Annotated in this window: 19 protein-coding genes and 1 pseudogene; 9 read left to right on the forward strand and 11 right to left on the reverse strand. The window is 62.6% G+C overall.

The window, feature by feature from the left end; all coding sequences use genetic code 11:
- Positions 1-37: 37 nt before the first annotated feature.
- The 3 genes from OOZ51_RS04255 to OOZ51_RS04265 are packed head-to-tail and all read right to left on the reverse strand — an operon-like array spanning position 38 to position 1,550.
- The gene (locus tag OOZ51_RS04255) at positions 38-460 is read right to left on the reverse strand and encodes an arsenate reductase ArsC (RefSeq protein WP_265977710.1); all 423 of its coding nucleotides are present in this window, start codon (positions 458-460) and stop codon (positions 38-40) included.
- The gene (locus OOZ51_RS04260; protein ID WP_265977711.1) at positions 457-1,203 is read right to left on the reverse strand and encodes an aquaporin; all 747 of its coding nucleotides are present in this window, start codon (positions 1,201-1,203) and stop codon (positions 457-459) included. Before OOZ51_RS04260 ends, OOZ51_RS04255 begins: the two co-directional genes overlap by 4 nt.
- Positions 1,200-1,550 carry an ArsR/SmtB family transcription factor gene (locus OOZ51_RS04265; RefSeq protein WP_265977712.1) on the reverse strand — a complete coding sequence of 117 codons (351 nt, stop codon included), beginning with the start codon at positions 1,548-1,550 and terminating at the stop codon, positions 1,200-1,202. Before OOZ51_RS04265 ends, OOZ51_RS04260 begins: the two co-directional genes overlap by 4 nt.
- Positions 1,551-1,690: 140 nt before the next feature.
- Between OOZ51_RS04265 and OOZ51_RS04270 the strand changes: the two genes are divergently transcribed.
- Entirely contained in the window at positions 1,691-2,497 is an 807-nt protein-coding gene (locus tag OOZ51_RS04270) for a DeoR/GlpR family DNA-binding transcription regulator (RefSeq protein ID WP_265977714.1), read from the forward strand.
- Positions 2,498-2,556: 59 nt separating this feature from the next.
- On the forward strand, positions 2,557-3,174 hold the full coding sequence (locus OOZ51_RS04275) for a cation efflux transmembrane domain-containing protein (RefSeq protein ID WP_265977716.1): 618 nt from the start codon (positions 2,557-2,559) through the stop codon (positions 3,172-3,174).
- A 67-nt stretch (positions 3,175-3,241) separates the two neighbouring features.
- Here OOZ51_RS04275 and OOZ51_RS04280 read toward each other — a convergent pair whose 3' ends face one another.
- A complete protein-coding gene (locus tag OOZ51_RS04280; protein ID WP_265977718.1) occupies positions 3,242-3,853 on the reverse strand; it encodes a TetR/AcrR family transcriptional regulator in 612 nt (203 codons plus the stop codon).
- 162 nt (positions 3,854-4,015) lie between these two features.
- Here OOZ51_RS04280 and OOZ51_RS04285 point away from each other — a divergent pair, with 162 nt between their 5' ends.
- On the forward strand, positions 4,016-5,116 hold the full coding sequence (locus tag OOZ51_RS04285; RefSeq protein WP_265977719.1) for an EAL domain-containing protein: 1,101 nt from the start codon (positions 4,016-4,018) through the stop codon (positions 5,114-5,116).
- A 25-nt stretch (positions 5,117-5,141) separates the two neighbouring features.
- Here OOZ51_RS04285 and OOZ51_RS04290 read toward each other — a convergent pair whose 3' ends face one another.
- Positions 5,142-5,957 carry an MBL fold metallo-hydrolase gene (locus OOZ51_RS04290; RefSeq protein WP_265977720.1) on the reverse strand — a complete coding sequence of 272 codons (816 nt, stop codon included), beginning with the start codon at positions 5,955-5,957 and terminating at the stop codon, positions 5,142-5,144.
- 217 nt (positions 5,958-6,174) lie between these two features.
- On the opposite strand from OOZ51_RS04290, the gene OOZ51_RS04295 reads away from it, so the two are divergent.
- The gene (locus OOZ51_RS04295; protein WP_265977721.1) at positions 6,175-7,272 is read left to right on the forward strand and encodes an EAL domain-containing protein; all 1,098 of its coding nucleotides are present in this window, start codon (positions 6,175-6,177) and stop codon (positions 7,270-7,272) included.
- A 20-nt stretch (positions 7,273-7,292) separates the two neighbouring features.
- On the opposite strand, the gene OOZ51_RS04300 is transcribed toward OOZ51_RS04295, so the two are convergent.
- Positions 7,293-7,931, reverse strand: coding sequence for a TetR/AcrR family transcriptional regulator (locus tag OOZ51_RS04300; protein WP_265977722.1), 639 nt, complete (start codon positions 7,929-7,931; stop codon positions 7,293-7,295).
- Positions 7,932-8,145: 214 nt separating this feature from the next.
- Between OOZ51_RS04300 and OOZ51_RS04305 the strand changes: the two genes are divergently transcribed.
- Together OOZ51_RS04305 and OOZ51_RS04310 are read left to right on the forward strand one after the other, a co-directional pair.
- Positions 8,146-9,666, forward strand: coding sequence for an FAD-dependent oxidoreductase (locus OOZ51_RS04305; protein WP_265977723.1), 1,521 nt, complete (start codon positions 8,146-8,148; stop codon positions 9,664-9,666).
- Positions 9,667-9,819: 153 nt separating this feature from the next.
- A complete protein-coding gene (locus tag OOZ51_RS04310; RefSeq protein ID WP_265977724.1) occupies positions 9,820-10,368 on the forward strand; it encodes a YdcF family protein in 549 nt (182 codons plus the stop codon).
- Positions 10,369-10,624: 256 nt separating this feature from the next.
- Here OOZ51_RS04310 and OOZ51_RS04315 read toward each other — a convergent pair.
- Positions 10,625-10,861 (reverse strand): annotated as a pseudogene (locus OOZ51_RS04315) (glucose-1-phosphate thymidylyltransferase); the annotation flags it as partial.
- A gap of 267 nt (positions 10,862-11,128) precedes the next feature.
- On the opposite strand from OOZ51_RS04315, the gene OOZ51_RS04320 reads away from it, so the two are divergent.
- The gene (locus OOZ51_RS04320; protein WP_265977725.1) at positions 11,129-12,313 is read left to right on the forward strand and encodes a glycosyl hydrolase family 28-related protein; all 1,185 of its coding nucleotides are present in this window, start codon (positions 11,129-11,131) and stop codon (positions 12,311-12,313) included.
- Between the two features lie 67 nt (positions 12,314-12,380).
- Entirely contained in the window at positions 12,381-13,499 is a 1,119-nt protein-coding gene (locus OOZ51_RS04325; RefSeq protein ID WP_265977726.1) for an acyltransferase family protein, read from the forward strand.
- 135 nt (positions 13,500-13,634) lie between these two features.
- On the opposite strand, the gene OOZ51_RS04330 is transcribed toward OOZ51_RS04325, so the two are convergent.
- Genes OOZ51_RS04330 through OOZ51_RS04340 form a run of 3 tightly spaced genes read right to left on the reverse strand, consistent with a single transcriptional unit; the run spans position 13,635 to position 17,451 of the window.
- Positions 13,635-15,092, reverse strand: coding sequence for a dihydrolipoamide acetyltransferase family protein (locus OOZ51_RS04330; protein ID WP_265977727.1), 1,458 nt, complete (start codon positions 15,090-15,092; stop codon positions 13,635-13,637).
- Between the two features lie 2 nt (positions 15,093-15,094).
- The gene (locus tag OOZ51_RS04335; protein WP_265977728.1) at positions 15,095-16,222 is read right to left on the reverse strand and encodes an alpha-ketoacid dehydrogenase subunit beta; all 1,128 of its coding nucleotides are present in this window, start codon (positions 16,220-16,222) and stop codon (positions 15,095-15,097) included.
- Positions 16,219-17,451: a thiamine pyrophosphate-dependent enzyme gene (locus tag OOZ51_RS04340; RefSeq protein ID WP_265977730.1), complete on the reverse strand. Its 1,233-nt coding sequence runs from the start codon at positions 17,449-17,451 to the stop codon at positions 16,219-16,221. The genes OOZ51_RS04335 and OOZ51_RS04340 overlap by 4 nt, the downstream gene beginning before the upstream one ends.
- A gap of 171 nt (positions 17,452-17,622) precedes the next feature.
- Here OOZ51_RS04340 and OOZ51_RS04345 point away from each other — a divergent pair, with 171 nt between their 5' ends.
- Positions 17,623-18,087 (forward strand): Lrp/AsnC family transcriptional regulator, encoded by a 465-nt coding sequence (locus OOZ51_RS04345; protein WP_234748882.1) that lies wholly within the window; start codon positions 17,623-17,625, stop codon positions 18,085-18,087.
- Between the two features lie 223 nt (positions 18,088-18,310).
- Here the strand turns inward: OOZ51_RS04345 and OOZ51_RS04350 are convergent, their stop codons facing one another.
- Positions 18,311-19,204, reverse strand: coding sequence for a glycosyltransferase (locus tag OOZ51_RS04350; RefSeq protein ID WP_265977732.1), 894 nt, complete (start codon positions 19,202-19,204; stop codon positions 18,311-18,313).
- Between the last annotated feature and the right edge of the window lie 214 nt (positions 19,205-19,418).

The raw sequence follows: 19,418 nt of genomic DNA on the forward strand, positions 1-19,418 counted from the left end.
GTCCATCCTGGCAGCCGCCGCTTCCCGCGGTGCTGCGCTATTTGGCTGCGGGGGTGAGGGACTCGATCAGTGCCTCGATGCGGGATTTGATCTCGTCCCGGATTGGACGGACGGCCTCGATGCCCTGGCCGGCCGGATCTTCAAGGACCCAGTCCTCGTAGCGCTTGCCGGGGAAGTACGGGCACTCGTCTCCGCAGCCCATGGTGATCACGACGTCGGATTCCTTCACGGCTTCGGTGGTGAGGATTTTGGGGATCTCGGCGGACATGTCGATTCCGAGTTCGGCCATGGCCTCGACGGCGGCGGGGTTGACCTTGTCTGCGGGCTGGGACCCGGCGGAACGGACCTCAATCCGCCCCTCAGCAAGGGTGGTGAGGAAGGAGGCAGCCATCTGGGAACGCCCGGCGTTGTGGACACAGACGAAGAGAACGGAGGGTTTCTTGACGGTTTCAGTGCTCATGAGAGGACCTTTCGATCGGGCGCGGCCACGGCGGGCGCGGCCAAGGCGGGCGCGGCCAAGGCGGGCGCGGCCAAGGCGGGTGCGGGTATGGATGGATAGAGAGCACGGATCAGCAAGAATCCTGCGGCGCCGCCCAACAGCTGGGCGATGATGAACGCCGGGGCGGAGACCGGGGCGATCCCCGCGAAGGTGTCGGTGATGGTCCTGGCCACGGTCACGGCGGGGTTGGCGAAACTGGTGGAGCTGGTGAACCAGTAGGCAGCCGTGATGTAGCCGCCCACGGCGAAGGCTACCCTTTCGGCGCGGCCGGAGCGGACGGTGCCGAAGACGATCAGGACCAGCCCGATGGTGGCGATGACCTCGCCAAGCCACAACCCCGTCCCGGCGCGTTCATGCGTGGAGAGCGTCACGGCGTCGAGGCCGAACATCAGGTTGGCGATCACGGTTCCGGCCAGGCCACCGGCGAACTGGGCGGCGATCAGGCCCAGGGCGGTGCGCGTGTCCAGTATGCCGAGTGCCCGTTCCACCAGCGTGACCACGGGGTTGAAGGATGCCGAGACCGGCTGCAGGGCCAGGATCAGGGCCACCAGCGCCGCGCCCGTGGCGATGCTGTTCTGCAGGAGCTGCAGTCCGACGTCGTTCGGGGACAGGCGCGAGGCCATCACCCCGGACCCGACCACAGCCATGATCAGAAAGGCGGTGCCGGCGAACTCCGCGACGGCGCGCCGCATGAGCACGCTCACCGGCTCTTTCCCCCGATGAGGGCGGCAAGGTTTTCCAGGGCATCGGTGCGCGCACGGTAGTAGACCCAGACGCCTCGCTTTTCGCGCTCCAACAGGCCCGCTTCGTGCAGGACCTTCAGGTGGTGGCTGATGGTCGGCTGGGACAGCTCAAAGGCGTCGTTGAGGTCGCATACGCAGGCTTCGCCGCCTTCGTGGGACGCAACGAGGGACATCAGCCGCAGCCGCACCGGATCGCCCAGCGCCTTCAGCAGCGGCACAATCCCCTCGGCTTCCGATTCCGAGAGCGGTTCCCTCGATAGGGGCGAACAACACGCCACCGCCTGGACGGGCGTTAACTCCAATGACATAGACACTTGTAAATATTTACATCTGTCGATGTTTAAGGCAAGGCCGTGCACCTATCAGGGATGTCGGCTCCGGCAAGCACAAATCGGAACAGCGTGTGAAAACTTGTTAAGATGGGGTTGTCCACCGCGAAGGAGCAACTTTGAGTTCGTCAACATCACCTCCCCTGATCCCGGAGCAGCGCCATCAGGAGATCCTTCGCTTGCTTCGCCGCGAGGGGGTGCTGAGCATCCGCAGCCTCACGGAATCCATGAACGTCTCCCACATGACCATCCGGCGCGACATCACAGCCCTCGAAGATGCCGGGCATGTGTTGTCGGTCCAGGGTGGCGTGCGTTTAGCGGAGGGGACCAGCCAGGAGCCTCCCCGGGAGAGGGAATCCCGGGCGCAGCTGGAGCTGCCTCGGAAAAAAGCAATCGCCGAGCTTGCGTCCCAGTTCGTCGAGGATGACATGGTTCTGTTCCTCGACGCCGGTACCACTTGCCAGTCCGTGGTCCCCTACCTCGGCGCCCGGAAGAACATCACGGTGGTCACCAACGATTTTTACGTGGTCACGTCTTTGTTCGCGTACCCGAACGTTGAGACCATCCACACCGGGGGCGTGGTGGATGCTTCCAGTGCCTCAAGCTCAGGCCGTATGGCAGCCGACGCCATCAAGCACATCAACATCGATCTGTTCTTCATGAGTACGGGCGCATGGAGCCTGTCCCGCGGCGTCACCACGCCGTCCATGGACAAGGTGGAAATGAAACTGGCCGCGCTCGAGTCAGCGTCGCGCTGCTTCCTGCTGGCGGACAGCACCAAGTTTGGAACCTTTGCGAAGTTCCGGGTGGCGCCGATCGAGCAACTAGATGCCGTTGTCACCGACGACGAACTGGCGCAGGACACCCAAGAGAACATCCAGGAATTGGGCGTCACGGTACATGTCGCGGCAACCAACGGCTTCTAACACGCCACCACGTAGTGGTGCGCCTGAATGTTTGTTCATATGGAAGAAGCAGACACCCCATGACCAGTCCTGACGTCAACGCAACCCCAACCACAGACTCCGGGATGCTGTTGCGCCGCGGCCTTCGTCTGGAATACGCGACCCTCGGCTGGAACGTGGTGGGCCTCGGCGTTCTTGCCGCCGCGGCCATTCAGGCCGGTTCCCCTGCGCTGGCCGGTTTCGGCTTGGATTCCCTGATCGAGATCTTCGCTTCGGTGGTGGTCGTGTGGCAGCTCAAGGGCGCCCACAAGGAGCGCGAAGCTCCCGCGATGAGACTGATAGGGACGGCTTTCGCCGTTCTCGGCGCCTACTTGCTCATCCAGTTGGCCATTGTGTTTGCCACAGGCGTCCGCCCTGGCACCTCAGCTCCGGGCATCGTGTGGACGGCCCTGACCTTGGTGGTCATGCTCGCCCTTGCTTGGGGGAAGATCCGCACCGGGCGCAGCTTGGGCAATCCGGTGCTCCGCGCTGAAGGAAGAGTGACTCTGGTGGATGCCTATCTGGCCGGCGCGGTCCTGGCCGGGCTCGCCCTTAACGCCTTGTTCGGCTGGTGGTGGGCCGATCCCCTGGCGGGGGTCGTGATCATTTACTACGCTCTCCTCGAGGCCCGCCACGCCTTCAAACACACCACCCCTTAGTGGTGCGCCTGATCGAGCCGGCCGCTGGGCCGCAGCGATCGTCCGGGTACGTATCCTGCTCGGGTGGTTACCGCTGGTGGTGTTCGATGAGCCAGCCGGCCATTTCCTGTGCCCGGGCCGCGGCGTGGGTGTCGCCTTCGGTTGCCGAGACGATTGATCCCTTCATGAGGATGTGCCAGGACCGTGCGAATTCTTCGGGTCGGGCGAGTCCGGCCTCTTCGGCCAGGGCTTGGACGTGGTCCCGGATCCGGGCGAGGTAATCGATGCTTGCCTGCCCGAGCGGGTGTCCGGGGCCCATCTCCAGGAGCACGTTGATGAAGGAACAAGCCTCGAAGTCGTCACGGATGAACCAGTCCCCGAATACGTCGAAGATCGCCAGGAGTTGCTGTGTGGGGGTTGTCCCGCGGCTTCGGGCTCCGGCGATGATCTGGTTCACTGTCCAGAGTTCGTCCCGTTGTGAGAGGAAGGCCAGGACTACGTCGTCCTTTGAGCGGTAGTGGCGGTAGAACGTGGCCTTGGCCACGCCGGCCCGGTCGATCAGTTCGCTGATGCCGACGTCCCGGATGCCCCGGCGTGAGAAGAGTTCGTACGCGGCGTCCAGGATTCTCTGGCCTGCGTCGGGCGAGGCGGTGCCCGGACGGGGACCGGAGGCCGCGACCGATCCGGCTTGAGGAGTCATGGTAAAAAATTCTACTCCCCGATGAGGGACAGACCGGTCTGTACCGTTGTAAAGTTTCTTCACGGCCTACCGTTCTTCCGCCCAGGGGAACCCGAGAGGGAGAGGGCGGGCGGGCTACGGTTTCCGGGCTCAGCCGGAGACGGGGAAACAAAGGAATAGCCAATGTCGATAGAGTCGCAGCCTTTCCCGCCAGGTGCTGTCCTCCGCCCTGAACCGTCGAGCAGCTCCGGCGGGCGTGAGCCGGCAATACGGCGGCAGGCCGAGGAGATCATTGACTCGGTGCTTTCCGGATCCGGGCCGGACCAGGCGGACATCAGGGAACAACTGCGTCAATGTCTTGCCGCCCACCCCGGACGCCCCGAAACTGCATTGCTGGAACACCTGGTGAACACCAGGGCCTTGGACAGGTTCCGGGACCGCATGCAGGACACCTTCCCCGCGGAGGGCAGCCCCGGGGCGCGGCAATTGACAGGATCCCTGTTCCCGCGCTCGGAGGACAGCATCCGGTCTCGGATAGAGGCGGTCCTGGAGGGCAGGATGCTGGTGACGGCGTTCCAGCCTGTCCGTGACCTTGCGGGTGGCAGCGTTGTCGGGGCCGAGGCGTTGACAAGGTTCCTGAGCGAGGGCGGCGATAGTGCGGAGGGCTGGTTCGCCGATGCGAAGCGTACCCAGCTGACGGGTGATCTTGACTTCGCTGCCCTGGAGTCCGCCCTCGCGGCCGCCCAGGAACTGCCGGCCCACCTGTTCGTGGGGCTCAAACTCTCCCCGGACACTTGCCTGGATCCGCTCCTTCCGGTCTTGCTGGAGGAGACGGAACTGGATCCGGGTCGCATGGTCCTCGAGCTGACCGGGGCCATGACCAAAGAGCAGCCCGCACCTCTTGTTGCCGCGCTGGCTCCGCTGCGCCGAAGGGGACTGCGCCTGGCGATCGACCACGCTGGCTCGTTCTTCACCTCGGTCCGGCAAATCAGGCACGTCCGGCCCGAGATCATCAAACTGGACCGGAACCTTATTGCCGGAATCGACACGGACCCCCTCCGCTCTTCCCTCGGTGAGGCCATGGTCGGATTCGCCGAACAAATCGGTGCCATCGTCATCGCCCAGGGCATCGAAACCCCCGAAGAACTGGCAACCGTCACCGGCCTGGGCATGACCGCAGGGCAAGGCTATTTCCTGGGCCGGCCCACCACCCGCCCCGCGGACTGGAAAGAATGGACCTGCGGCACTCCCCTGACCGCGTGGCTCACGCCACCGACGCAGTGACGGGGCAGTCTGCGCCACACCCTCTTTAGTGGTGCGCCTGCGTTTCCTGGAGCCGCTTGATGAACCAGCGTGATTGTTCGGGCCCGTAGGGAAGCACCGGGATCGCTTTGGTAGCGTCCGACGGCGTGTCCCGGATCGACTGCCTCGCTTGCCGTACCGCTGTGGACATGGTGTCGGCCATGGTCTTCACGAACTGGTCACTGCAGGGCTTTCCGTGGCCGGGGATCAGGAATTCGTAGCGGTGGCGCAGGGCCGAGATGTGCCGCAGCGCGTCTGCCCAGTCCTCCGGGTAGGAGTCCTCGAACGATGGGTGGGCCCCTTGTTCCACGAGGTCGCCGGCGAAGAGGGTGCTGGGCGTGCCTACCAGGAGGTCGCCGTCGGTGTGGCCGCGGCCAAGGTAGAACAGGGTGGCGGTCAGGCCGCCGAGGTCAACCAGGACTGGCTGGTCCTTGACGATCGCGTTGGGTATGACGATTTCGACGGCGTCGCCCTTGCCCGCGGCCATTTCCGGTTCCGTGGCGGCGACGAAGCGGCGCTGGTGGTCGCCGTCGTCGTCGATTGTGGCTGCACAGTTGACGTGCCCCCAGAACTCCGTGACGCCGTCGTCGGCAAAAATGGCGTTACCGAAGTAGTGGTCGTAGTGGGCGTGGGTGTTCACGACTACCAGCGGCAGCTGGGTCTTTTCGCGAACAGCGGCGAGGATCTGCCGGCCTTGACGGGGGCCGCAGCCGGTGTCGATCACCATGGCTCGTTCCGTGCCTACCACGAGGCCCGTGTTGAGCAGGCAACCCTCGGTCTCCAGCACGTAGTTGTCTGGGCCGACTTCGAGCCATGCTGACATTGTTTCTCCGTCTTCAGATGCGTTCCGGCAGTGTTCAGGCCTCGATTCTACCCACGGAGAGCTGGGAGGATCGTGATCTGCCGCGCGTCCACAGCGGGAACCAAGTAACGGCGTGCCTATTTCATCCCAATGCAGGCTGACCGGTTTGTCCGGCTGTAGTATTCCCTTAGTTTGCAGGTCCCGGGCTCAGCCGGAGCTATAGGCAAAGGAATATTTCATGTCGACGCAGAAGCCGCCTTTTCTTGCTTTGACCAACGCCATGCACGCAAGTCCGGCGTTCGTGGGGCCCCGCGACGAGCTGGGTGGGCTACGCAGCCAGGTCCTGGAAATCATCGATGAAGTCCTGGCGGACTCTTCGCAGGCAACGGATGCCGTGCGTGAACAACTCCGCCGGCATGTTGCCGCCCATCCGGGGCATCCGGAAGAGGCCCTGCTGGAACACTTGTCTTCGCTCAGGACGCAACAGCCCGGCCTGGGTGTTCAGGACACCGCTGCCCCGCCCTCGCAGATGGACGAGCTGAACTCGGATTCGTCGCAGCATGTCACCACGCGGCTCGAGGCGGTACTCAGGGACCACATGCTGATGACCGCCTTCCAGCCCGTTTTCGATCTCACCACGGCTACCGTGGTGGGCGCCGAGGCTTTGACGCGCTTCGTCAGCGACGGTGGAGACCCTGCCGACTTCTGGTTCGCGGAAGCCGAGGACACCGGGCTCCGCACGGATCTTGAATTCGCGGCGTTGGAGTCGGCGCTTACAGCGGCGCTGGATCTGCCACCCCACCTTTTCGTGGCGTTAAAGCTTTCCGATGCGGTCTGCCTGGATCCACGCCTTCCTGCACTTTTCGATCAAAGTCCGGTGGCGCCCGACCGTGTGATCCTGGAAATCTCCGGGCATTTCCCCCCGGACCAGGCCGCTTCGCTCGACGCGGCGGTGGGGCCGCTGCGTAGTGCCGGCGTGCGCTTGTCCATCGAAAATACGGGTTCCTACTTCGCCGCGGTCCGCCATATTCATCGGCTCAAGCCGGAGATGATCAAGCTGGACCCGAGACTGACTGCAGGTCTTAACCAGGATCCCCTGCGCCAGGAAATCGTTGCGGCGGAGGTCGGGTTCGCGCGGGAGATCGGGGCGGTCCTGACTGCTCAACACATCGAGACCAGCGCCGAACTCGCCACTCTTGCCGGGTTGGGAATAACGGTCGGACAGGGCTATCACCTTGGGCGGCCCTCGGTCCAGCCCAGCGAATGGGCCACTTGGGGCGAGCGCGCCGGGCATCTCATCTTCCCAGGCGGTACCGGAAGGGCCATGCGGACCTGACGCTTCAATAAGACTGGACTTCAGGAAGGGCGCCCTGGGCCTCGATGCTGTTCTATCAGCCAAGCGGCCATCTGCTGGGCGCGCTTGGACGCCAGGACGTCTCCTTCTGTGGCCGAGATGATGGAGCCCTTCATCAGGATGTGCCAGGAGCGTGCGAACTCCTCGGTCCGCTCCAGGCCGGCTTCCTCTGCCAACGCCTGGATGTGTCCCCTGATTCTGGCGAGGTAGCCGATGCTGGCTTTCCCCAGCGGATGTTCGCGGCCCATTTCAAGCAGGACGTTGATGAACGAGCACGCCTCAAAATCCTCCCGCTTGAACCAATCGCCGAACACGTCGAAGATGGCGAGCAATTGCTCCTCGGCGGTGTTTCCCCTGCTCTTGGCGTCGGAGATGATCAAGTCCACGGTCCAGATCTGGTCGCGAAGTGCCAGGAAGGCAAGGACCAGATCGTCCTTGGACGGAAAGTGCCGGTAGAAGGTGGCCTTCGCTACTCCTGAATGCTCGATGAGGAGATCGATCCCGACAGCGCGGATCCCGCGCCGGGAAAACAGTTCGTAGGCAGCGTCCAAGATCCGATCCACCGCGTCATCTCGGGTGGTCGTTTGTCCGGCTGGCGACGAGGCCGGACCTGTGGCATCCGAGGCATCTGGCGAAGTCATGGCAATAGCAATTCTACTCGCACACCCACAAGACAGACCTGTCTGTCAGGCCCTTTTTGGCGGTCCGTCATGTCGATCTTGCACCGAGCAACTCACGACGTCGGCGCCCGCCTATTGCTTCTCTCGTGGCCTTCTGCTTCTCTGGCACTACCGGGCCGCCGCCGCGCTAACTCCGGTGTGGATCGTGCCCCGGTTGAAGGGAAGTGGGACCGTCATGACTTCTCTGTGGCTGGACGCGCGCGGGCCGGATAAGGACTCCCCCGGTGCAACAAGCCCTGATGAATTCACGCCCGGGAACAGTTACGACGCCGTGGTGGTCGGCGCCGGAATCACCGGCCTGGCCTCGGCGCTCATGCTGGCACGGGCGGGAAGCAATGTGCTGGTCCTTGAGGCCCGGCATGTCGGCGCAGTCAACACCGGAAACACCACCGCGAAGCTGAGCCTGTTGCAGGGCACAACCCTGTCCGCGCTGCGTAATCAGTATCCCGTGGACGTGGTCCGTGCCTACGTTGACGCGAACAGGGCGGGCCAGAAGTGGTTGCTCGGCTACCTCGAGGGGCGGGGTGTGCCTTTCCAGTATCGGGATGCCTACACGTTCGCCACCACCCCGGCCGGCGCGGATCGGCTCCGCGCGGAAGCCTTCGTGGCCCGGGCTGCCGGACTCAACGTCAAGTCCACCCGGGACACGGGGCTGCCGTTCGACGTCGACGACGCCTTGCGGCTTGCGGACCAGGCGCAGTTCAATCCGATGGATGTGTTGGACGCGCTGGCCGCGGATGTTCGGGCGGCTGGTGGAAGCATCGTGGAGGGCGTGCGCGTCATGGACGTCCGGAACGGCGATCCCTTGGCGGTGGTCACCAGGAAGGGTGAGGTCACCGCCCGCGACGTGGTGCTCGCCACCGGGACACCTATGCTGAACCGCGGGCTCTACTTCGCCAAGCTGCGGCCGAATCGCTCTTATGCAGCCGCGCTGCGGCTGCCGGAGGGCATGAGCCCGCCGCCGGGGATGTACCTTTCAGCCGAGCCGCCCACACGGTCGCTGCGGGACTATCCAGTGCCCGACGGCGGGAGCTTGCTTTTGGTGGGCGGGTTCGGGCACGCGGGCGGCCGGGCGCCGTCTGCGCAGGTTCACGTGGACGAGCTGGTTGGCTGGGCCCAACGGTATTATCCGGACGCCGAGGTGACGCACACGTGGTCGGCCCAGGACTACCAGGCCACCAACCTCATGCCGTTCTTTGGCAGGTTCCCTCGGGGCCACCGCAAGATCCTGTTCGGCACCGGCTACAACAAGTGGGGCATGACCAATGGCGTTGCGGCGGCGCTGGACGTCGTTTCCGACATCACGGGGAGCGGTCAGCTCCCCTGGGCACGGACCATCCACCACCGGGTCACGGGTCCGCGCGGTGCAGCGTCCACGATTTCGTTCAACGTAGAGACACAGCAGCAGAATTTCCGGGACAAGGCAGCCCTGAAGGGGAAGCCAGCCATCACGGAGGAAACCCACCCCGCCGAGGGCACGGGCGTCACGGGACTTTTTCATGGGAAACCCGCGGCTATCTGCACCGTGGATGGTGTGGTGTGCCGGGTGTCCGCGGAATGCGCACACCTGGGCGGCATCCTGCACTGGAACGACGCCGAGAAGTCCTGGGACTGCCCGCTGCATGGCTCGCGGTATTCGGCTGCGGGGAAGCTGCTCGAAGGGCCGGCTACGCACAATTTGATGAAGCTGCAGTAGGGCTTTCTCCACGCTTCGAGCTGTCAGGACCGAGCAGATAGTAGTCTTGGAGCAGTGCAGCGCCGCGCCTACATCCGCATTTGGCTAAAGGACGGTATGACTGTTATCTGTAATCCCGAAACAGAAACCGCGTCGCCCAGGCGAAAGAGGCGGTTGCTCATTAAGTCATTTGCCGCAATCGGCGCCCTGGCGATGGTCTGGGCCATTGCCGGCATCTTTCTGTATGTTTCACCGCCGGCCGACGAACCCGAACACGCGGATGTGGTGTTCGTCCTCGGGCCCCCGGACCAACGCATGAGCTACGCAGAACAGCTGATGCAGCAGGGATATGCACCCACGCTTGTAGTCTCAAGCCCAGTAGGAAAAGACGGCAAATACCAGGCAGACGTATGTGCTGCTCACCGCCCGTACCGGATTATCTGCTTCAACCCTGATCCGTTCACCACACAAGGCGAAGCACGGGCACTCAGGGATCTCTCGAGCCAATACGGCTGGAAAAGCGCCAACGTCCTCACGGCCCAGTTCCATGTGACCCGAGCCCGCGTGATCGTCACCCGCTGCTACGAGGGAGACCTGCATATGATCGCCTACCGGCGGGGCCTGCCGCCGGTCTCCTTGACCAACCCAACCAATACCTGGGCGTACCAGTATGTATACCAAACCGCAGCCTTCGTGAAGGTCGCTATCCACCCGGACTGCTGAGGGGCTGACAGGTTAGCGCGCTAATCGACCCCGACAGCGAGCGCGAGTAACATCGTGAGCCCTACGTCGACGAACAGATCCTGACTTGTTCTCCAATGCCGCATACGTTGCCAGCGCGAACGGTACCTCCGGTCTCGAGCTTGTCGCCACACAGGGCTGTAAAAGACCGGTTCGCGGCCGTCCGGGCACCCGGCGGAGGAACGCTCAACAAACAATGACTATAGGAGGGCTCCGGCATTGGGGTCGTCCTGCCTGATTCCAATAGACCAAGAAGGTAAGCACTGTAGCCGCTCTTCACAAGCGGCTCAACACGGGCCCGCAACTCATCGTCAGAAAGAAAGCCCGCGCGCCAAACCACTTCTTCCGGAGCACCCACTTTCAGGCCCTGGCGATGCTCTACGGTCCTGATGAAGTTTTAACCACCCCTCAGGTCGTCAAAGGGTCCGGTGTCCAACCAGGCAGTCCCCCTGGGCAGAACGTCCGCCTGGAATTTGAGTGGTGATCTCCGCGAAATTGAGGGGCTAGCCAGCCGCCCCTCGACGAGGATACGGCCTGCGCCAAGCATGGCGACCTCGGGATGGTTGGCGATCGCCGCGGATCCGTCAAAGCTGAATAATCCGTAGTTGTTGGTGAAAATGCCACACTGTCCAATTCGGTCTGGGTGCCTCCCGTCGGGCGACCCAGGTTATCCACCGCAACTGACATAGACTAGGACCGAGCCAGTTCGACAATGCCTAGCTGAATCTCCAGGAAACTATCTGTGCCAGGCGCACAAAATGCCACTTATCCCGCAGTCAAGACCGTTAGCCCCTCCTACGGTAACGGCGTCCATGACGCGACCGCTCATATCCAATCCATTATCGATGCAGCCAATACAGAAGACGTCGAAGTGTACGTTCCAGCCGGAACATACAAGATAACGGCCACGTTGGAAGGCTTGCAGAGGATGCGCCTCGCCGAGGGCGCCAAGATCACAGCCGGGGCAGCTATGACGGCGGTGATCCGTACCAGTATCGGCACAAGGCTCGACAGGGGTTACATCGGCGGCAAAGGCGTGATCGACGCCAACACGAATGCCGAGATCGGGCTGCATATCCGCGACTTTCTCTACTTCGAGGCTAGAGGGCTATCGGTCACAGGTGGCAAGCTCGCAGCAATCAAGCTGGGGGACGCCGGATCATCCGGGCGCTCCGCCGAAGCAGTTATTTCGGGAGTCCGACTCTTCAGCAACGCCCCGACCGTCATTGCCGGCGGGTGCGGCATTCTGGTGGAAAACTCCGGCGACCACTCGTTTTCGCAGATCATCATCCAGAATTACGAAACCGGTGTCACCCTCCCGGTAGGCGGCAACGCCGTCGTACACGACGTGCACGCATGGGCGGACCCTGCCAAGGGTGCCATGAAGGTCGGATTCGAGGATCATTCCAACGGCAGCCACTACAACTCCTGCCATGCCGACAGCCCCACCCAGTACGGCTGGCACATCTACGGTTACAACGTGACTCTCGTCCAGTGCGGAACCTATCTGAACCCCGGCGTAACGCAAATCGCAGACAACACCGTCGTCGGCATCCGGTTTGAATCCGCCTATTCTGTTGCAGTAATCGTCGGGCACTTCTTCAACGGAGCCTCCGAATCCTTGCGCATGAACTCCGATATTCAAGCCGTAGACGCCATTTACGGATCAGTCACATATATCGGCTGCACTCAAAGCAATGTGGTACACATGCTAACTAACCGCAACCGGCTCGTTGACATTGTCATGGACGCCAACGTGGGGGCACAGATCGGAACCAACCCGGCACAAAAACTTGGATTCTACGGAGCGACCCCGACCGTAAGGCCAGCGTTAACCTACTCGCGTGCCACCGAAAACGCAGCGCAGGCCCAAATCCGGACAACACTCGTCGGCCTCGGACTCGTCACTGACAGCACGGTCGCATAGGACCGCACGCCAGCTTTGGTAAGTAAAGATACCGGAGAAAACGGGCGCTTCCGCTAAGCTTCTGCGTGTGGCAAATCGGGGGACAAAACCAAAAGACCCGTCCATTGAGACTCTGCGCGGCATTGCGATCATCCTCATGGTCGCTGGGCATGTTGTCGGCGCAGAAGCCAACGACGCGATGCAAGTAGCCGACGACTCGCCCTGGCGCTTGATCTTCTGGGGTCTCCAAGACGTCCGAATGCCACTCTTTACAGTGCTGTCAGGGTTCGTTTACGCGGCCCGCCCAACGCGGGATTGGCCGCAGTACGGGTCGCTCGTCAAGGCAAAGATGCGACGGGTCCTCATTCCGCTCCTCGTCGTGGGCACCCTCGTGTTCTGGGCGAAAATGCTCAACCCTTTCAGCAGCGCCAGCGTTGAACTCGGCGACTGGTGGAAGGTCTACTTCTTCGGCATGGACCATGTATGGTTTCTGCAGGCCATATTCTTAATCTTCCTCGCGGCGGGCATGCTCGATGCTATTGGCTTCCTAGGCAAGTTTCCGGGGTGGCTCACCGTAACGGCGCTATCGGCCCTCCTACACGTAAGCGCCCTCGTGCCAGCCATCGACTTCCTGGGGATCGGCCCCGCTGTCCGGCTTCTGCCCTTCTTCCTACTCGGCTATGGCCTAAAGCGATTCCCGCCGGAACTCTCCAGGCTGTGGCTAGGTTTCCTCGTGCTTGCGCTCATCGCTGCCTTCTTTCCCCGTATCTTGGCACTAAATGAGGTGATCGCGATTGGCGACATCCGCGTAGACCGATCGCTAGCTATGGTCATTGGGATCGCTTCCGTCCTTGTTCTGTTTCACTTCCGCAAGGCGCTGACCTGTCGTTTCCTCACATGGGTAGGAGGGTACGCGTTCGGAATCTATCTGTTCCATTACTTCGCCCTCCCCATCATCTGGATCGGCTCACGCGCCATCGGCATGCACAGCGAGCTAGTGAAATTCGCACTGGGCATGGCTGCTGGCATCAGCTTCCCGATTCTGCTTCAGATACTTAGCCGCCGTTCACGTTGGGCACGCTTCGCCCTCTTCGGCGAGAAGCTGGCCCCGCCCAAAGAACTGGTCGCCAGTGGGAAGGGCCAAAAAAACCGGTCAAGGCGCCCTGTCCGGCCTGTCCCCCCTGTCTCTGCGCAAGTTGACTCCTGAATTCCGAATATTGCGGTAGACATCTGGGAGGACCTCGGGTGTTGCTCTGACAAACGGGCTGAATCGATCGAATGAAGCCGGCGCAGAGTGCGAGAGAGTTACCAATGCCCTCGGGAATGCACCCTACGCTCGCACCTACAGGTCCGCGAGTACCGTTCCCGGGTTCTCGATCGCGTCCGCAACATACCGAAGGAAACCGGCAGCGGTCTCCCCGTCGCAAACCCTATGATCAAACGCGAGTGTCAGCTCGGTCACCTTGCGGACAGCCAACTGGCCGTCCACCACCCAAGGCTTGTCGATGATGCGGCCCACTCCGAGCATGGCAACTTCGGGATAGTTGATGATCGCCGCGGAACCGTCCACGCCGAACACCCCGTAGTTGTTCAGCGTGAACGTGCCGCTGGCCAGCTCAGTCGGGGTTGCCTTGCCGTCGCGCGCCACGGCGGTGAGCCGGCGGATCTCGGCATCCAGTTCGCGGGCGCTCAACAGGTGGGCGTTGCGCACCGAGGGAACCACCAGTCCGCGGTCTGTCTGGGCAGCGAAGCCAAGGTTGATGCCGTCGAACGCGATGATCTCCTGCATCTCACCGCCGGCCGCGTCTTCAGCCGTGACGATCCGGGTGTTCAACTCCGGGAATTTTTTTAGCCCAGCTGTGACAAAACGAGCGATGAACGCAAGCAATCCAGGGGCGCCGTGCGGATCGTGCTTCTTGAGTTCAGCACGCATCTCCAGCAGGGCCGTAGCGTCGACATCCACCCAGACAGTCGCTTCAGGGATCTCTGAACGGCTGCGAGTCATGTTCGCAGCAACAGCTTTCCGCACTCCGCGAACCTGGGTACGCGAGGCGATGGGCAAGCCGGTCCGGGCATCCTGAACCCCGGCGGAAGGCTCCACCACGGCCGGAGCCCTCAGAGCCGGGACCTCCGCGCGCTCTGTCTCACGCGTGACCGAACCGATGAGAGCCTCGACATCCCGGCGCAGGATGAGCCCGCTCTCCCCCGAACCAGGCACGGCGTCCAACGAAACCCCGTGGTCCCGCGCCATCTTCCGTACCAACGGGGAAATCACGGCAGAGAGCTTCCCGGGAATCCGAGTGCGGGACAACGAAAGTTCGGCAAAGTCAGGGGCCGAGGACACGGCCGCAGCAGAACCGTAAGCTTTCCGCGGCCGCGTACGCCGCGCCTCCCCACCACCAGAGGTGCCATAGCCAATGAGCACGTTCCCGGATCCGGCCTTCTCTTCCATCCGGTACGCCTCGGCGGCTGCGGACGCAGCGGGTGCCTCGGAAACAACTTCCGCGGGACCGGCCTCTTCCACAGTTTCGGGCTCAGCGGCAACCGAAGCGCCAACAGGCGCCACCGAGATCAGCGGCTTCCCGACGTCGAGCGTTTGGCCGGCTTCGCCGTGCAGCACGGCGACGATGCCCGCGTACGGCGATGGCACCTCCACCATGGACTTGGCGGTCTCCACCTCGGCGATCGGCTGGTCGACGCGGATTTCGTCGCCCACGGCCACAAACCAGTTGACGAGTTCGGCCTCGGTGAGGCCCTCCCCTAGGTCCGGAAGCAGGAACACCTGCATTTCTGAGCTCATGGTCAGTTCTCCCATTGAAGGTCGTCAACGGCGTCGAGGATGCGGTCGACGCTCGGCAAGTAGTAGTGCTCCAGCTTCGGAGCCGGGTACGGGACGTCGAAACCGGTGACCCGGCGGATGGGCGCGGCCAGGTAGTGGAAGCAGCGCTCCTGCACGCGGGCCACAATTTCGGAGGATACAGAGGCGAAGCCGTGCGCCTCGGCAATGACAACCGCTCGACCAGTCTTGCGCACAGAAGCGCACACGGTCTCGTCGTCGAAAGGCACGATCGAGCGGACATCGATCACTTCAAGCGAACGGCCCTCTTCAGCGGCCGCAGCCGCGGCGGCGAGCGCAGTCGGGACAGAGGGTCCGTAGGCGATGAGCGTCGCATCAGTGCCGGGACGCGCGACGGCGGCCCGTCCCTCGCTGCTTGATCCTGCCGAAGCGTTCGCAGCGTGTTCGGCCCGCAGGGCGCCCAAGTCCACCTGGTCTTTGGACCAGTAGAGCTTCTTGGGTTCCATGAACATGACGGGGTCATCGGAATCGATGGCCTCGCGAAGCATGCGGTAGCCGTCCGCCACGGTCGCCGGCGTAAAGACCTTCAGGCCGGCGGTGTGGGCGTAGTAGGACTCGGACGAGTCGCAGTGGTGCTCCACGCCGCCGATCCCGCCAGCATAAGGCACACGGATAACCATGGGCAGCTTCACGGCGCCCTTGGTCCGGTTGTGCATCTTGGCCACGTGGCTGACGATCTGCTCGAAGGCGGGGTAGGCGAACGCATCGAACTGCATCTCGATTACCGGGCGCATTCCGTTCATGGCCATACCCACGGCCATACCGACGATGCCCGACTCAGCAAGTGGAGTGTCGAAACAACGCTGTTCTCCGAAGGTGGCCATGAGGCCATCGGTGATGCGGAAGACTCCGCCCAGGCGGCCGACGTCTTCACCGAACACCAGAACGGAAGAGTCGGCCTCCATGGCGTCCGCCATCGCGGTGTTGAGCGCCTTGGCCATGGTGATGGTCTGGAGACCGGACGCTTCAGCAACGGCCGCTGCACTGGCTGCCGCACTGGCCGTGGCGGAGCTGACGTCACCTGTGACTGCGCGCTCGGTGGCTTCAGAGGATGTTGTGACGGCGGGGCTCATTTGCCTGCCTCCTTCTGGCTGGATGCCTCACGGGCGAGTTCGTCGGCGAGCAGGGCGGACTGCTCCTTCAACTGCGAAGTGGGGGTGGAGAAGACGTAGCGGAAGAGGTTCTGCGGATCTACCGGGACGTCCTCGCCCAGGCCTTCGCGAAGCTGCGCGGCAACCGCCTCGGCCTTTGCTGCTATCCGGGTGGAACCGCCGTCGTCGAGCAGTCCACGGCCGGTGAGATACGACGTCATACGGCTGATGGGATCCTTGGCCGTCCATTCGGCAACTTCGCTGTCTTCCCGGTAGCGGGTGGCGTCGTCAGCGTTCGTGTGGGCTTGCATGCGGTACGTGTGGGCCTCGATCAGGAGCGGGCCGGAGCCTTCGCGGGCCAGCTTCACTGCGCGGTCCAGGACGGCGAGCAGCGCGACGAGGTCGTTGCCGTCCACGCGTTCACCGGCCATGCCATAGCCAACGGCCTTGTGGGCCAGTGAGGGCGCCACGGACTGGTGGCTCAGGGGCACCGAGATGGCGTACTTGTTGTTCTGCACGAAGAAGATTACTGGCAGGTGGAAGACTGCTGCGAAGTTGAGCGCCTCGTGGAAGTCCCCTTCGCTGGTGGCACCATCGCCGCACATTGCCAACACCACGGTGTCCTCGCCGCGCAGTTTGGCGGCATGGGCAACCCCGACCCCGTGTAGCAGCTGGGTGGTCAGCGGCGTGCACTGGATGCCCACCTTGTGCTTGGTGGGGTCGTAGCCGCCGTGCCAGTCACCGCGGAAGATCGTCATGGTCTCAACAGGGTCTACGCCCCGGGACATGACAGCGACGGCATCACGGTAGGTGGGGAACAGCCAGTCACCTTCGCGCAAGCAGAGGGCAGCAGCCACCTGGCATGCTTCCTGGCCGTGGCTGGAGGGGTACACGGCCATGCGGCCCTGCCGGACGAGGGCGGAGTTCTGGTCATTGACGCGACGCCCGACCACGAGCTGTTCGTACGCTGCCATGAGTTCGGCGTCACCGGGGATGGGATATTCGTGGCCGGGTTCGGTGCCCTGCTCAGCTTCGGGCTTGAGCGTGCCTGACGGGTCCACCATCTGGATCTGGTGCCGGGCAGGCAGCATGTAGTCTTCCACGCTGATTCCGAACTTGCGCCGTACTTCGGAAGCTTGGTCGTTTACTTCGGAGTCGTCCGGCCGAGCGTCAGCCAGACCCTGGGCCTCATGGTCCGCGGAGATCGTCATTGGTCCGTCTTTCTGTATCCACTATTTGTCACCAGTATGTTCCCTAGAGAAGTTTCGTATCCAGCTCTAGCCAGAATCATGGAAAAGCTTGTTAGAAAGGTCTAATCTGGAAGACAAATTGCAAATGTGAGCTGGGTAACTGGCTCACCTTGTGGACGAATTGGAGATGCGATGGCCGAGGTCGAAGCGGATCAGGCGGAAGTCCCCCTGGACCAAGTGGACAGGGACATCATTGCCGAGCTGACGCGGGACGGAAGGATGTCAGTCACCCAGGTGGCGGAGAACGTCCACATCAGCAGGGCACACGCGTACTCAAGAATCTCCAGGCTGACGGGCGAGGGTGTGCTCACCAAGTTCACAGCGCTGGTGGACCCCATAAAGGCCGGCTTGAAATCATCGGCCTACGTCACGCTCAAGGTGCAGCAGCACTCGTGGCGTGAGCTTCGGGAAGAGCTTCGGCTCATTCCCGAAGTGCAGCACATTGCCTTGGTGGGCGGCGATTTCGACGTCATCCTGTTGGTGCGCGCCACCGACAATATTCACCTACGCCGTGTCATTTTCGACCAACTGCAGTCAATGCCAGGGGTGCAGGATACGCAGACGTTCCTGGTGTTTGAGGATTTGGATACGCGGTAGGGCGGTCAATCAGACAAAGCGAGCCGCGCGGAGCCCCTTGAAAGCCACGCGACTCCACTCTCCAACTCTTCCTCCGCAAACAGTGCAGGCGTCCATTGCGCGATCCTTGGCCATACTTGCGGCAATTTGGATTTCAATACCTAGAGAGATCCGCTTCCCGGAACTCTCTAAATGGTCGGGAGTGCGGCCGACTATGTCCGGCGTGTTGATAAGACCGCCGACGTTACCGCTTCGTTAGGGGCGCACGGAGGCCGTCCCGGATTCCGTGGACGAAACGCGCCAGTTTGGCGAAGCGTTGACGCTCGAACACGAGTGTCAAGGCGATTTGCTGTGGAATCTGCCAGATGCCCTCGTGGGTAAGGCCTAGTTTGCGCCCGTGCTTGCGAGTGAAGAGGACGCGATTGCGGGCCTTGTAATAGCAGCGGGCAGGGCTGTGCCCAAAGGCGAAGAACCGCTCTATATGCCAGCGGCCCGCGAGGTCTTTGCGCGGCACCCGAAGCCAAGTGGGGGTTGCCCGCCCCACTTCATGGAGCAGGGCGGCCGTGTTAACGCGAAGGATCACGTATCCGGCATCCATGAGACGCTGATTGAAGTCGTAATCGACGTAGTCGATGAAGAACAATTCATCGAACCCGCCGACTCGGCTCCACGCGACGAGATCGACGATAGCTCCCGACGTGATGGCGCCCCTCCGAGCCGGTTGCCGGTACCGTTCGACTTGCGGTAAAGGGAGAGCCCTGAATTCCTCGAGGGTTAGTTTGTTTCGGTCAACTATGTACGGCGTGACCATGCCGATACCGTCAGCGAACTCCGCGGCGAGTGTCGACACCATCGCCGGGGAGCACACGCTGTCTTGGTCAAGGGTAAGAAGGAGTGTTGCGCCGTGGTCGAGGGCGGCCTCCGCTAGCCGGTTGAGCGCGGCCGCAATGCCATTATTTGTTTCGCTGTAGACGACCACAGCGTTCGGTGAGGTATGAACGAGGTCTGCGATTGCCTCGCTGTTGCTCGAGCCGTTGTCGTAAATGAAGACGTGAGGTACCTGAGGTGAGATCGCCTCCAGGTTCTCCCGGAGTCGGTCGATGTCGGGTTCGAAAGTGACGATGCCGGCGATGATCATGCGGAAATTCTCAGTCCTGGTGGTCGGGAGCGGGTGAGGGTGGGTGAGTTCGGACAGGAAGACGCCAACATGGTAAGCGCATTCCTCATTGGCATTGCGCGCAACTCACCAGTTTGGTTGACGTAGGTGGCCACGCAGTAGCGTACTGCCTCGTCGATGCGAGGACGCGATGTCATCGAGCGGCGACCGGGCTCGGCTGGGGTATCGATCCTAG

The organism is Arthrobacter rhizophilus (genome assembly GCF_026241105.1).
Lineage (GTDB): Bacteria > Actinomycetota > Actinomycetes > Actinomycetales > Micrococcaceae > Arthrobacter.

Excerpts from the sequence above, each read along its gene's own strand:
- OOZ51_RS04255 (WP_265977710.1), bottom strand. The coding sequence starts at position 460 with ATGAGCACTGAAACCGTCAAGAAACCCTCCGTTCTCTTCGTCTGTGTC.
- OOZ51_RS04265 (WP_265977712.1), bottom strand. The coding sequence starts at position 1,550 with ATGTCATTGGAGTTAACGCCCGTCCAGGCGGTGGCGTGTTGTTCGCCC.
- OOZ51_RS04275 (WP_265977716.1), top strand. The coding sequence starts at position 2,557 with ATGACCAGTCCTGACGTCAACGCAACCCCAACCACAGACTCCGGGATG.
- OOZ51_RS04280 (WP_265977718.1), bottom strand. The coding sequence starts at position 3,853 with ATGACTCCTCAAGCCGGATCGGTCGCGGCCTCCGGTCCCCGTCCGGGC.
- OOZ51_RS04285 (WP_265977719.1), top strand. The coding sequence starts at position 4,016 with ATGTCGATAGAGTCGCAGCCTTTCCCGCCAGGTGCTGTCCTCCGCCCT.
- OOZ51_RS04290 (WP_265977720.1), bottom strand. The coding sequence starts at position 5,957 with ATGTCAGCATGGCTCGAAGTCGGCCCAGACAACTACGTGCTGGAGACC.
- OOZ51_RS04295 (WP_265977721.1), top strand. The coding sequence starts at position 6,175 with ATGTCGACGCAGAAGCCGCCTTTTCTTGCTTTGACCAACGCCATGCAC.
- OOZ51_RS04300 (WP_265977722.1), bottom strand. The coding sequence starts at position 7,931 with ATGACTTCGCCAGATGCCTCGGATGCCACAGGTCCGGCCTCGTCGCCA.
- OOZ51_RS04305 (WP_265977723.1), top strand. The coding sequence starts at position 8,146 with ATGACTTCTCTGTGGCTGGACGCGCGCGGGCCGGATAAGGACTCCCCC.
- OOZ51_RS04330 (WP_265977727.1), bottom strand. The coding sequence starts at position 15,092 with ATGAGCTCAGAAATGCAGGTGTTCCTGCTTCCGGACCTAGGGGAGGGC.
- OOZ51_RS04335 (WP_265977728.1), bottom strand. The coding sequence starts at position 16,222 with ATGAGCCCCGCCGTCACAACATCCTCTGAAGCCACCGAGCGCGCAGTC.
- OOZ51_RS04340 (WP_265977730.1), bottom strand. The coding sequence starts at position 17,451 with ATGACGATCTCCGCGGACCATGAGGCCCAGGGTCTGGCTGACGCTCGG.
- OOZ51_RS04345 (WP_234748882.1), top strand. The coding sequence starts at position 17,623 with ATGGCCGAGGTCGAAGCGGATCAGGCGGAAGTCCCCCTGGACCAAGTG.
- OOZ51_RS04350 (WP_265977732.1), bottom strand. The coding sequence starts at position 19,204 with ATGATCATCGCCGGCATCGTCACTTTCGAACCCGACATCGACCGACTC.